The organism is Variovorax sp. 54 (assembly GCF_002754375.1).
Taxonomy (GTDB): Bacteria; Pseudomonadota; Gammaproteobacteria; order Burkholderiales; family Burkholderiaceae_C; genus Variovorax.
This window is the reverse complement of record NZ_PEFF01000001.1, coordinates 1,603,017-1,616,104: the sequence shown is the minus strand read 5'-3', so window position 1 is coordinate 1,616,104 and position 13,088 is coordinate 1,603,017. Positions and strand designations below refer to the sequence as shown.

The following is a 13,088-nucleotide window of genomic DNA, read 5'->3' as shown; positions in this document are numbered from 1 at the left end:
GGCCTCAGGCCACGCGCTTCAGTCTTCGTCCGGCACCTCGACCGGCACATGCACATGCAGGTCGATCATCTGCCGCAGCGTCTGCTTGAGCTCTTCGGCACGTCGCAGGCCGAAGGGTTCGAGCACGCGGCGCTCGTGTTCGCGCGCCAGCTCCATCAGGTGCTCGACTGCTTTCAGCCCCGCGGGCGTGATGCGCACCAGCGTGATGCGGCGATCACTTTCATGGGGCAGGCGCTCGACCTGGCCGCGCGCTTCCATGCGGTCGAGCAGCCGCGTCACCGTCGGCTGCTTGGTCACCGTCACCTGCGCGAGCTGGCCGATGCTGACCGCATCGCTGCCCGCCAGCGACGCCATCACGCGCCACTCCGACACCGAAAAACCCTGCTGCCGCGCCACTTCGTGGAACTCTGAAGAGATCAGCTGGCTGGCCTGCGCAAGCAGCGCGGGCAGGTAGTCGTCGACGAAGCGATGCGTTTCCTTGAGCGGTTCAGACATGACGGTGCCTCCTGTTTGCCGCAGGCATGCGGATTGCATGGCTAGGGTAATTCATGATTGTGGATACATTCATTTCTAAACATTATAGGAACCGTGATGTGACCCCGGGGCCGCATCCTCCCACGAGAAAGAAGAAGGACATCCATGGCTGAGCGTTCGTTCGTCGAAGAAGTCAAGAAGCTGAGACTTACTGGTGGAGAAGTGTTCCGCGGCGAAGGCATTCTGGCCGTCACCAAGGCCCTGCTGGAGTCGGGCGTGTCGTATGTGGCGGGCTACCAAGGCGCTCCCATCTCGCATCTGATGGATGTGCTGGCCGACGCACAAGACATCCTGGCCGACCACGGCATCCGCTTCGAGAACAGCGCGAGCGAAGCCACTGCCGCCGCCACGCTGGCCGCTTCCGTCAACTACCCGCTGCGCGGCGCCGTCACCTTCAAGGCGACTGTGGGCACCAACGTGGCGTCCGATGCGCTGGCCAACCTGGCCTCGGGCGGCGTCACCGGCGGCGCGCTCATCATCGTGGGCGAGGACTACGGCGAGGGCTCGTCGATCATGCAGGAGCGCAGCCATGCGTTCGCCATGAAGTCGCAGATCTGGCTGCTCGATCCGCGGCCCAACCTGCCGAGCATCGTCGATGCGGTGAAGCAGGGCTTCGATCTCTCCGAAGCCAGCAACACGCCGGTGATGCTGCAGCTGCGCATCCGCGCCTGCCACGTGCACGGCCACTTCGTCGCGGGTGACAACAAGCGCGCCAAGTTCACGCTGAAGGACGCGCTGGAGAACCCGCAGCGCGACGTCAGCCGCATCGTGCTGCCGCCCGCGAGCTTCGTGCATGAACAAGAAAAGGTGAAAGACCGCTGGCCCGCCGCCGTGCGCTTCATCGAGGAGCGCCAGCTCAACGAGTTCTTCTCCGAAGACGCCGACGACATCGGCATCATCGTGCAGGGCGGCAGCTACAACACGCTGCTGCGTGCGCTCGAACGCCTGGGCCTGGCCGACGTGTACGGCGAGACCCGCGTGCCGCTGTACGTGATGAACGTGGCCTACCCCGTCATCGAGAGCGAAGTCATCCGCTTCTGCGAAGGCAAGCGCGCCGTGCTCATCGTGGAAGAAGGCCAGCCCAACTTCGTCGAGCAGAACCTCGCGACCATCCTGCGCCAGGCCGGCTCCACCACTGCACTGCACGGCAAGGACATGCTGCCCGTGGCCGGCGAGTACACGACGCTCGAACTGCTCAAGGGCACGCGCACCTTCTGCGAGCGCTACGAACGCCTCGCGCCGCTGCCGGTGCCCGCACCGGTGCGCAAGGTGATTCCGCTGAAGGAAGTGGCGGCCATCGGCGTCGACGATGCGCCCGAGCCCGCGCAGCCGTCGAGCGCGCTCGGCGACGTGGTGCATTCGCGCCCGCCGGGTTTTTGCACCGGCTGCCCCGAGCGCCCGATCTTCAGTGCCATGAAGCTGGTCGAGCGCGAACTCGGTGCGCACCACGTGAGCGCCGACATCGGCTGCCACCTGTTCTCGATCCTGCCGCCTTTCAACATCGGCAACACGACGATGGGCTACGGCCTCGGCGGTGCGGGCGCCTCGGCACTCAACGCACCCGCGGGCAAGCGCGCGATTTCGATGATGGGCGACGGCGGCTTCTGGCACAACGGCCTGACGAGCGGCGTGGCCAACGCGGTCTTCAACAAGAGCGACAACCTCACCATCATTGTCGACAACAACTACACCTCGGCCACGGGCGGGCAGGACATCCTCTCGTCGACCGCCGTCAACAAGACGCGCAGCACCGGCCACGAAATCGAGCGCGCCGTGCGCGGCGTGGGCGTCGAATGGGTGAAGACGATCCGCCGCACCTACGACGTCGCCGGCATGCGCGACGCGCTCAAAGACGCACTCACCACCACCAAGAAGGGCCCCAAGGTCCTCATCGCCCAGTCGGAGTGCATGCTCAACAAGCAGCGCCGCGAGAAGCCGCTGGTGCGCAAGGCCATCGCCGACGGCAAGCGCATGGTGCGCGACAAGTTCGGCGTCGACGCCGACACCTGCACCGGCGACCACTCGTGCATCCGCCTGTCGGGCTGCCCCTCGCTGTCGATCAAGCCCAACCCCGATCCGCTGCGCATCGACCCCGTCGCCACCGTGCTCGACAGCTGCGTGGGCTGCGGCAACTGCGGCGACGTCTCGCACGCCGCCGTGCTGTGCCCCTCGTTCTACAAGGCGCAGGTCGTGAGCAACCCGACCGCCTGGGACCGCTTCCGCCAGCGCGTGCGCACCACCGTGATCGGCTGGCTGCAGCGCGGTGACGCGCGCCGCCGTGACGCCTATGCCTTCTGACGCCATGACGAACACCGTTCAACCGATCAAGATTGCCATCCTCGCCATGGGCGGGGAGGGCGGCGGCGTGCTCGCCGACTGGATCGTCGACATGGGCGAAGCCAACGGCTACGTCGCCCAGACCACCTCCGTGCCGGGCGTGGCCCAGCGCACCGGCGCGACCATCTACTACGTCGAGCTGTACCCCGATGCACAGGCCCACGCCGACGGCGGACGCCCCGTGCTCGCGCTGATGCCGCTGCCGGGCGACGTCGACGTGGTGCTCGCTTCCGAGCTCATGGAAGCCGGCCGCGCGGTGCAGCGCGGGCTGGTCACGCGCGACCGCACCACGCTCATCGCTTCGACGCACCGCGTCTTCTCCATCGCCGAGAAGAGCGCCATGGGCGACGGCCGTGTCGACAGCGACCAGCTGCTCGCCCACACCGCGCGCGCCGCCAAGCGCTTCATCCGCTTCGACATGGCGCAGGCCGCCGAGGCCTCGGGCAGCGTGATCAGTGCCGTGCTGTTCGGCACGCTCGCGGGCTCGGGCGTGCTGCCCTTCGGCCGCGCGCAGTTCGAAGCCACCATCGAGCGCGGCGGCGTGGGCGTGAAGCCCAGCCTCAAGGCCTTCGGTGCGGCATTCGATCGCGCACAGGACGGCGACGACGGCGAACCCGCCAAGGTCGCACCGGCCGCCACGCCCGCACCGCAGCCGCGCCACCCGGCCGTGCGCGCGCTGGTCGAACGCGTGCAGCGCGACTTTCCGCTGCCCGCGCAAGACTTCCTGCTCGAAGGCGTGCGCCGCCTCATCGACTACCAGGACCTGGCCTACGCCGGCCTCTACCTCGACCGCATGGCCGCTGTTGCGAAATTGCCGGACGACGCCCACCGCCTGCTGCGCGAAACCGCGCGCCACCTCGCGCTGTGGATGTCCTACGAAGACACGGCCCGCGTCGCCGCCCTGAAGACCCGCGCGACCCGCTTCGAGCGCGTGCGCGGCGAGGCCGGCGTGCAGCCGGGCCAGGTGCTCGCCATCCATGAGTACATGCACCCGCGCCTGCAGGAAATCTGCGAGACGCTGCCCGGCGGCATCGGCCGCTGGCTCATGCACTCCACGCTGCCCAGGAAGATCGTCGAGCGCTTCACGCAGCACGGCCGCGTGATCCGCACCAGCTCGCTGCGCGGCTACCTGATGCTGCGCACCGTGGCCGCGATGAAGCGCTGGCGCCGGTCGACGATGCGCTACGCCGACGAAAACCGCCGCATCGAAGAGTGGCTGCAACGCATCGCCGCCACCGCGCAACGCAACCCCGCGCTCGCCGTCGAACTCGCCCAGTGCCAGCGCCTGGTCAAGGGCTACAGCGACACGCACGAGCGCGGCCTGCGCAACTACGACACCGTGATGCGCGCGTTCGAACGTGCGGGTGCCGCACTGGCGCCCGCCACCTTGCGCGAACTGCGCGACGCCGCGCTCGCCGACGAACACGGCCACAAGCTGCAAGCCGCGCTGGCGCAGCACGCCCTGGCCTGAAGAGACGAAGGGACCCCGCCCCATGACCGCCCCCACGCTCCAGCTTCGCGTCGTCGAAGCGCGCGCCCTCAACCCGCTGATCCGCCTGCTGCGCCTGCGCGCCGAAGACGGCCGCGCGCTGCCCGGCTTCGCCGCCGGCGCGCACATCCGCGTGCAGGTGACGCTGGCTGATGGCACCACCGACTGGCGCCACTACTCGCTCATCAACTTCGCGACCGAGCGCAACGCCACCAACGCCCCGACCGACTACGTGATCGCCGTGCGCAAGGAGGCCGAAGGCCGCGGCGGTTCGCGCTTCATGCACGAAAAGTTGGCCGAGGGCAGCGTGCTCACCATCGAGCCGCCGAAGAACGACTTTCCGCTGCACACCGGTCCGGGTGGCACGGTGCTGGTGGCCGGTGGCATTGGCGTGACGCCGCTCGCCTCGATGGCCGCGCGCCGCCGTGCCGAAGGCGCCGCCGTGCGCATGCACTACGCCGGCCGCAGTCGCGACCTGATGGCCTTCCTGCCCGAGCTGCAGGCGCTGCTCGGCGACGACCTGCGCGTGCATGCCGACGCCGAGGCCGGCGCGCCGCTGGACATCGACGCGTTGCTCGACGGCGTGCCCGCCGGCGACCGCCTCTACGTCTGCGGCCCCAAGGTCATGCTCGACGCCGTGCTCGCGCGCACCCAGGCCCGCGGCTGGGAACACGACCGCGTGCACTTCGAGCTCTTCACCGAACCCGTCGTGGAGGAGGGCGACCAGCCCTTCGAGGTGGAGCTCGCCCAGTCGGGCCAGCGCTTCACCGTGCCGGTCGGCCAGAGCATCCTCGACTGCCTCATCGAACACGGCTGCGACCCGATGTTCGATTGCAAGCGCGGCGAATGCGGCGTGTGCGCCGTGCCCGTGATCGAAGGCGAGATTGACCACCGCGACTACGTGCTCACCGCCCGCGAGAAGGCGGAAGGCACCGTCATGCAGATCTGCATCTCGCGCGCCAAGGGTGCGCGCCTGGTGCTCGACCTCTGAAAAGAAAAGCCAGGAAGGAGCCAGGAGAACCATGCCGTCGTACCGAGACAACCCCGATGCCGTTCGCGCGCTCGTGCAGAACGACCGCGTGCACCGCGACCTGTACATCAGCCAGGACCTCTTCGAGGTGGAGCAGGCGCACTTCTTCGCCAACACCTGGAACTACGTCGGCCACGAGAGCCAGCTGCCCAAGTCGGGCGACTGGATCACCAACGAGATCGCGGGCCGTCCGCTGATCGTCGTGCGCCACAGCGACGGCAGCGTGCGCGTCATGATGAACCGCTGCGCCCACAAGGGCTCGCGCCTCGTGAACGGTCCCTGCGGCAACACCGGCAAGTTCTTTCGCTGCCCGTACCACGCCTGGACCTTCAAGACCGACGGCGCGCCGCTGGCCATTCCGCTGAAGACCGGCTACGAGCACACCCAGCTGCACGAGTGCGAGTCGGGCAAGGGCCTCACCCCCGTGAAGCACGTGCGCAGCCACCGCGGCTTCATCTTCGTGAAGATCAACGACGCGGGCCCCGACTTCGACGACTACTTCGGCGATTCGCTGAGCTCCATCGACAACATGGCCGACCGCTCGCCCGAGGGCGAACTCGAAATCGCCGGCGGCTGCCTGCGCTTCATGCACCAGTGCAACTGGAAGATGTTCGTCGAGAACCTCAACGACACCATGCACCCCATGGTGGCGCATGAGTCGTCGGCCGGCACCGCCAAGCGCATGTGGGCCGACAAGCCCGAAGACGAACCCAAGCCCATGGCCGTGGAGCAGTTCGTGCCCTTCATGTCCGACTACAAGTTCTTCGAGGACATGGGCATCCGCACCTACGACCACGGCCACAGCTTCACGGGCGTGCACTTCAGCATCCACAGCAAGTACAAGGCGATCCCCGAATACGACGACGCCATGAAGGCGCGCTACGGCGAAGAGAAAACGGCGCAGATCCTCGGTATGGCACGGCACAACACCGTGTACTACCCGAACCTCACGATCAAGGGCGCGATCCAGGCCATTCGCGTGGTCAAGCCGATTTCGGCCAACCAGACGCTCATCGAGAGCTGGACCTTCCGCCTCAAGGGCGCGCCGCCCGAGCTGCTGCAGCGCACCACCATGTACAACCGCCTCATCAACTCGCCGTTCTCGGTGGTAGGCCACGACGACCTGCAGGCCTACCGCGGCATGCAGGCCGGCCTGCACGCGAGCGGCAACGAGTGGGTGAGCCTGCACCGCGACTACGACGCATCGGAGTTGAAGGGCGGCGAGATCACCACGGGCGGCACCAACGAGCTGCCCATGCGCAACCAGTACCGCAGCTGGGTCGAACGCATGACGGAGACGATGTAATGGCCGCCGTCGATATCACCCGCCAGGACCTCGTCGACTTCGTCGTCAACGAAGCGCGCCTGCTCGACACGCGTCGCTACGAGGAATGGAACGCGCTCTTCACCGACGACGCGTTCTACTGGATTCCGCTCGTGCCCGAGCAGGAAGACGGCCTCAACCACACCTCGCACCTGTACGAAGACAAGCTGCTGCGCGAGCTTCGCATCGAGCGCCTCAAGAGCCCGCGCGCGTTTTCGCAGCAGCCGCAGAGCCGCTGCCACCACCTGCTGCAAGCGCCCGTGGTCGAGACCTTCGACACCGAGGCCCACCGCTTCGTGGTGCGCACCGAGTTCCACTACACCGAATCGCAGGGCGACGAGCTCCAGTTCTACGTCGGCACCTTCTTCCATCACCTCACGGTGCAGGACGGCGCGCTGCGCATGACGCTCAAGCGCGTCGACCTGCTCAACTGCGACGCGGCCCTGCCGGCCGTGCAGCTCTTCATCTGACAGGGACGCGATGACCCACGCCACCGTCCACCAGGTGTTCGCCGCGACTGCCGCGCGCACGCCGCAGGCCGAATTCCTCTTCACCGAATCGGTGACCGCCGCCGCCTACGGCATCGCCGCTGGCGCCATTCGCTGGGGCGAAGCCGCCGCAGAAATCGAACGGCTGCGCACCGCCTATGCACAGGCCGGCTACGGCCACGGCCACCGCATCGGCCTGCTGCTGGAGAACCGGCCCGCCTTCATCTTCCACTGGCTCGCGCTGAACGCACTGGGCGCGAGCGTGGTGCCGATCAACGCCGAGATGCGCTCGGCCGAGCTGGTCTACCTCATCGGCCACAGCGAGATCGGCCTGGCCGTCACGCTGCCCGAGCGCGCTGCCGATCTGCAGGCCGCCGCCGCGCAGGCCGGCGTGGCCTTCGAGACCATGGGGCCGGACGATGCCGTGCCGCCCGCGAAGACCGCCGCGCCGCGCGCCGGCGAGCCTCTTGGCACCGACACCGAATGCGGCCTGCTCTACACCTCGGGCACCACCGGCCGACCCAAGGGCTGCATCCTGAGCAACGCGTACTTCCTGCGCGCGGGCGAGTGGTATGCGGCGCTCGACGGTGTGTGCAGCATCCGCCCCGATGCCGAACGCGTGATCACGCCGCTGCCGCTCAACCACATGAACGCGATGGCGTTCTCGACCATGGTCGTGCTCATTGCAGGCGGTTGCCTCGTGCAGCTCGATCGCTTCCATCCGAAGAGCTGGCTGGCCAGCGCGAAGGAAAGCGGCGCGACCATCGTCCACTACCTGGGCGTGATGCCCGCGATGCTGCTGTCGGCCCCCGCGTCGGCGGCCGACCGCGACCACGCGATCCGCTGGGGCTTCGGCGCCGGTGTCGACCGCAAGAACCACGCGCCCTTCGAAGCGCGCTTCGGCTTCCCGCTGGTCGAGGCCTGGGCCATGACCGAGACCGGTGCAGCCGCCTGCATCATGGCCAACCGCGAGCCGCGCCTGGTGGGCACCAGCTGCTTCGGGCGGCAGGAAGACTTTGTCGAGATCCGCCTCATGGGCGAGGACGGCAGCGACGTGGGCACCGACATGCCCGGCGAACTGCTCGTGCGCTCGGCCGGCGCCGACCCGCGCCGCTACTTCTTTTCCGGCTACCTGAAGGACGAAGAAGCCACGCGCGAGGCCTGGGCCGACGGCTGGTTTCACACCGGCGACCTTGTGCGCCGCGATGCCGAAGGCAACTTCTTTTTTGTCGATCGCAAGAAGAACGTGATCCGCCGCAGCGGCGAGAACATCTCGGCCGTCGAGGTCGAGAGCGTGCTCAACCAGCATCCGGCCGTGAAGACTTCCGCCGTGGCCGCCACGCCCGATGCGGTGCGCGGCGACGAAGTGCTCGCCTGCATCGTGCTGCGCGAAGACACCGGTGCGGCGCAACGGGAGGCGGTGGCGGCCAGCATCGTCCAGCACGCGCTCGCGCAGCTGGCGTACTACAAGGCGCCGGGCTACGTCGCCTTCGTCGAGGCGCTGCCGCTCACGCCCTCGCAGAAGATCCAGCGCGGGCAACTGCGCGAGATGGCGCAGTCGCTGCCGGGCCAAGGCCATTGCATCGACACGCGCTCCATGAAGAAACGACAAGTGGGGCAGGCATGACGAAGCGAAACCGGCTTTCCTACGAAGGCGTCGCGGTCGCGGTGCCCGTCACCGTGCCCTACGTGCGCTATTCCACGCGCACCGCGCACTGGTTCGTCGGCCAGGCCATCGATGCGCTGGTGCAGGCCAGCGGCGTGGCCAAGGAACAGATCGACGGCCTGTGCCTCAGCAGCTTCTCGCTCTCGCCCGACACGGCCGTGGGCGTCACGCAGCACCTGGGCCTGTCGCCGCGCTGGCTCGACCACATGCCCACCGGTGGCGCCTCGGGCGTGATGTGCCTGCGCCGCGCAGCACGCGCCGTGCAGGCGGGCGATGCCGACATCGTCGCCTGCGTGGGCGCCGACACCAACCACGTCGACTCCTTCCGCCAGACGCTGGGCAGCTTCAGCAACTTCGCGCGCGATGCCAGCTACCCCTACGGCTCGGGCGGCCCGAACTCGATCTTCGCGTTCATCACCGCCAACTACATGCGCACCTACGGCGCGACGCGCGAAGACTTCGGCCGCATCTGCGTGGACCAGCGCACCAACGCGCTCGGCAACCCGAACGCCATGTTCAAGAAGGGCCTCACGCTCGACGAGTACATGGCCGCGCGGCCCATCTCCGACCCGATCCACCTGTTCGACTGCGTGATGCCCTGCGCCGGTGCCGACGCCTTCCTCGTGATGAGCGAGGAGCGCGCGCGCGACCTGGGCCTGGCGCACGTGGTGATCCGCGGCGCCATTGAGCGCCATAACGCCTACGCCGAAGACCCGGTGATGGTGCAGGGCGGCTGGCGCATGGACCGCGACGACCTCTATGCGCAGGCCGGCGTGCAGCCCGCCGCGCTCGACTTCGTGCAGACCTACGACGACTACCCCGTCATCGTGATGATGCAGTTCGAAGACCTGGGGTTCTGCGAGAAGGGCGAAGGCTCGGCCTTCGTGCAGGCCAACACCATGACCTTCGACGGCAGCTTTCCGAACAACACCAGCGGCGGCCAGCTCTCGGCCGGGCAGGCCGGTGCGGCGGGTGGGTTCCTCGGCATGGTCGAGGCGATCCGTCAACTGACGGACCAGGCCGGCGCCCGCGCCGTGCCCAACGCCCAGCTGGGCCTCGTTGCCGGCTTCGGCATGGTGACCTACGACCGCTGCCTCTGTACGGGCGCGGTCATCTTGGGGAGACCGGAATGATGTACCCCCACGTTTGCCGCTTCGCGGCTGCACTGCCCCCCGAGGGGGCCGCGCGCCTGCCTTGGGGCGGCCCGGCGGAGGCGCTATGACCATGCCGATGATGCGCCCCCCGCGCAAGAACCCGGTGCTGCGCACCCGGCAGATGAACCTGCCGCCCGGCGCGCGCGGCCGCGTCGCGCTCGGCCTCACGGCTGCTGCCGCCGAAGGCCGCTTCGAGCTGCAGACCTGCGAAGACTGCGGCACGGTGCAGTACCCGCCGCGCGAGGTCTGCCACAAGTGCCTGTCGTCGGCGCTGCGCTGGCGCCAGCAGAGCGGCGAGGGCGCGCTGCTCGGCAGCACCACGCTGCACCACAGCAACGACCTGTTCTTTCGCGAACGGCTGCCTTGGCGGCTGGGCCTGGTGCACCTGGATGCCGGACCGACGCTCATGGTCCACCTGCACGGCGAGGTCGGCGATGCGCCCACACGTGTGCGCGTGGGCGCCCGGCTCGACCGCGCAGGCCAGGCCGTTCTCATTGCTTTTCCGAATGAAGGGAGTCCCCACATGGCCGACGACAAGATGCTGCGCGAAATGACCAGCGACCCGAAGTTCCGCAAGGTGCTGGTGACCGACGGCAAGACCGAGACGGGCCAGGCCATCGTGCGTGCGCTGGTGAAGGCCGGCGCCGACATCGTCTGGGTCGGCCACGCCGAACCCTGGAAGAAGATGGGCGACGGGCTGGACGACATCTCGGCGCTGCCGCAGGTCACGCTGGTGCCGCTCGACCTCACCAACGGCCGCCAGGTGACCGAGCTGGCCGGCGCCATCGGCGGCAAGGTCGACATCGTGATCAACAACGCCGAGGTGCACCGCACCTTCGGCATCGGCGCACGCCGCGGCACCGATGTGGCCAAGGCCGAGATGGACATCAACTACTTCGGCCTGCTGCGCCTGGCGCAGGAGTTCGGCCCTGCGCTCAAGGGCCGCTCGGCCGACGGCGAGACAGGCGCGACCGCGTGGGTCAACCTGCTGTCGATCTACGCGCTGAGCAACTTCCCGCCGCACGGCACCTTCAGCGCCTCGAAGGCCGCGGCCCATTCGCTCGCGCAGTGCCTGCGCGCCGAGATGCGGCCCGCCGGCATCCGCGTGATCAACGTGTTCCCCGGCCCCATCGACGACGAATGGAACCAGCACACCCCGCCGCCCAAGCTGGCGCCCACCGCACTGGCCAACGCCATCGTGAAGGCGCTGCGCGACGGCGTGGAAGACGTGTACCCGGGCGACGTGGCGCAGGAGTGGCTGGAGCGCTGGCGCGACAACCCCAAGGTGCTCGAACGCGAACTGGCCGCAGGCGGCTGAGAACAGGAGCCACACGAATGACCACGACAACCGAACTGATGTCCGCCGCCGAAATCCTCGGCGGCCTCGTGACCGCCATGGCCAGTGGCCGCATCCGCGTGATCGACCTCACGCAGACGCTCACGCCCGAGTTTCCGCAGATCGCGCTGCCGCCCGAGATGGGCCAGTGCTGGCCCTTCCGCATCGAGGAAGTGTCGAAGTACGACGAGCGCGGCCCGGGCTGGTACTGGAACAACTTTTCCTGCGGCGAACACACCGGCACGCACTTCGACGCGCCGATCCACTGGATCTCGGGCCGCGATCTGCCGAACAACTCGGTCGACACCATTCCCGTGCAGCACTTCGTGGCGCCGGCCTGTGTGATCGACTGCTCGGCCGATGTGCAGGGCAACGACGACTACCTGCTGAGCGTGGCCGACATCGAACGCTACGAAGCCGCGCACGGCCGCATTCCCAAGGGCGCGTGGGTGCTCATGCGCACCGACTGGTCCAAGCGCAGCGACCCCGAGGCGTACCAGAACTTCGACGAGACCGGCCAGCACACGCCGGGCCCGAGCACCGAGGCCGTGCGCTTCCTGGTCGAGCAACGCGACGTGCTGGGCTTCGGCTCCGAAGCCATCGGCACGGATGCGGGGCAGGGCTACCACCTGCGTCCGCCGTACCCCTGTCACTACTACATGCACGGCGCGGGCCGCTACGGCCTGCAGTGCCTGAGCAACCTCGACCTGCTGCCGCCCGCGGGCGCGGTGCTGATCTGCCCGCCGCTGAAGATCGAGAAGGGCAGCGGCAGCCCGCTGCGCGTGCTGGCCCTGGTGGGAGCTTCGCTGTGAGCCCGCGCTGCGGTATCGGCTCCTTCTCCCGCTCGCGGGAGAAGGCGGGGGATGAGGGTGCTTGCGAAGGCCTCGGGGGTCACCCTCGCCCCAACCCTCTCCCGCAAGCGGGAGAGGGAGTAACGCGGGGAGCGCGCGCATGAACAAGATTGCAGCGGTTACGGGCGGCAGCGCCGGCATCGGCAAGGCGATCTGCGAAGACCTGCTCGCGCAAGGCTACGAAGTGATTTCGCTCGCGCGCCGCAAGGCCGAGATCGACCACCCCAAGATGCACAGCCTCGAGGTCGACCTGGCCGACCGCGCCGCCACTGGCGAGGCCGTGCGCGAACTCGTCGAACGCTTCGCACCCACCACCATCGTCCACAACGCCGGCGTCATCCGCGCTGCGTTGCTGCCCGAGGTGAAGCTCGACGACCTCGATGCGCTGGTCGACCTGCACCTGGGCTGTGCCATCCAGCTCGTGCAAGGCGTATTGCCCGCGATGCGTGCGCAGCGCTTCGGCCGCGTGGTGCTGCTGTCGTCCCGCGCTGCGCTGGGCCTGGCCACGCGCACCAGCTACTCGGCCACCAAGGCCGGCATGCTGGGCATGGCACGCACCTGGGCGCTGGAGCTCGCGGCCGACGGCATCACGGTGAACGTGGTGGCGCCGGGCCCGATCCGCACCGACATGTTCTACGACGTGGTCGAAGCCGGCAGCGAGAAGGAGCGCGCGCTCGCGGCCTCGGTGCCGGTCAAGCGCCTGGGCGAATCGGCCGACGTGGCACGCGCCGTGCGTTTCTTCGCCGCGCCCGAGAACAGCTTCGTCACCGGTCAGGTGCTGTACGTCTGCGGCGGCACCAGCGTCGGCAGCCTCGCCCTCTAGTTTCCATTTCAGCGTTCGTTTCGTTCCGTTCCGTTCAAAAACATCACCTCTGGAGC

Annotated in this window: 11 protein-coding genes; 10 read left to right on the top strand and 1 reads right to left on the bottom strand. The window is 68.3% G+C overall.

Annotated features, from left to right (window positions below):
- Positions 1 to 18: 18 nt before the first annotated feature.
- Entirely contained in the window at positions 19 to 495 is a 477-nt protein-coding gene (locus tag CLU95_RS07185; protein ID WP_099791754.1) for a MarR family winged helix-turn-helix transcriptional regulator, read from the bottom strand.
- Positions 496 to 639: 144 nt separating this feature from the next.
- Here CLU95_RS07185 and CLU95_RS07180 point away from each other — a divergent pair, with 144 nt between their 5' ends.
- The 10 genes from CLU95_RS07180 (at position 640) to CLU95_RS07135 (ending at position 13,032) form a co-directional block, all read left to right on the top strand.
- Positions 640 to 2,832, top strand: a complete 2,193-nt coding sequence (locus tag CLU95_RS07180) for a thiamine pyrophosphate-dependent enzyme (RefSeq protein WP_099791752.1) — start codon at positions 640 to 642, stop codon at positions 2,830 to 2,832.
- Between the two features lie 4 nt (positions 2,833 to 2,836).
- Complete coding sequence (locus CLU95_RS07175; protein WP_099791751.1) at positions 2,837 to 4,342, top strand: indolepyruvate oxidoreductase subunit beta family protein; 1,506 nt, start codon at positions 2,837 to 2,839, stop codon at positions 4,340 to 4,342.
- Positions 4,343 to 4,364: 22 nt separating this feature from the next.
- Positions 4,365 to 5,351, top strand: a complete 987-nt coding sequence (locus CLU95_RS07170) for a PDR/VanB family oxidoreductase (protein WP_099791749.1) — start codon at positions 4,365 to 4,367, stop codon at positions 5,349 to 5,351.
- Between the two features lie 31 nt (positions 5,352 to 5,382).
- The gene (locus tag CLU95_RS07165; RefSeq protein ID WP_099791747.1) at positions 5,383 to 6,696 is read left to right on the top strand and encodes an aromatic ring-hydroxylating dioxygenase subunit alpha; all 1,314 of its coding nucleotides are present in this window, start codon (positions 5,383 to 5,385) and stop codon (positions 6,694 to 6,696) included.
- Positions 6,696 to 7,184 (top strand): aromatic-ring-hydroxylating dioxygenase subunit beta, encoded by a 489-nt coding sequence (locus tag CLU95_RS07160; RefSeq protein WP_099791745.1) that lies wholly within the window; start codon positions 6,696 to 6,698, stop codon positions 7,182 to 7,184. Before CLU95_RS07165 ends, CLU95_RS07160 begins: the two co-directional genes overlap by 1 nt.
- Positions 7,185 to 7,194: 10 nt before the next feature.
- Positions 7,195 to 8,829 carry an AMP-binding protein gene (locus CLU95_RS07155; protein WP_099791743.1) on the top strand — a complete coding sequence of 545 codons (1,635 nt, stop codon included), beginning with the start codon at positions 7,195 to 7,197 and terminating at the stop codon, positions 8,827 to 8,829.
- The gene (locus CLU95_RS07150) at positions 8,826 to 10,001 is read left to right on the top strand and encodes a thiolase family protein (RefSeq protein WP_099791741.1); all 1,176 of its coding nucleotides are present in this window, start codon (positions 8,826 to 8,828) and stop codon (positions 9,999 to 10,001) included. The genes CLU95_RS07155 and CLU95_RS07150 overlap by 4 nt, the downstream gene beginning before the upstream one ends.
- An 85-nt stretch (positions 10,002 to 10,086) precedes the next feature.
- Positions 10,087 to 11,340: an SDR family NAD(P)-dependent oxidoreductase gene (locus CLU95_RS07145; protein WP_099791739.1), complete on the top strand. Its 1,254-nt coding sequence runs from the start codon at positions 10,087 to 10,089 to the stop codon at positions 11,338 to 11,340.
- A 17-nt stretch (positions 11,341 to 11,357) separates the two neighbouring features.
- Positions 11,358 to 12,170: a cyclase family protein gene (locus CLU95_RS07140; protein WP_099791737.1), complete on the top strand. Its 813-nt coding sequence runs from the start codon at positions 11,358 to 11,360 to the stop codon at positions 12,168 to 12,170.
- 139 nt (positions 12,171 to 12,309) lie between these two features.
- Positions 12,310 to 13,032, top strand: a complete 723-nt coding sequence (locus CLU95_RS07135; RefSeq protein ID WP_099791735.1) for an SDR family oxidoreductase — start codon at positions 12,310 to 12,312, stop codon at positions 13,030 to 13,032.
- Positions 13,033 to 13,088: the final 56 nt, after the last annotated feature.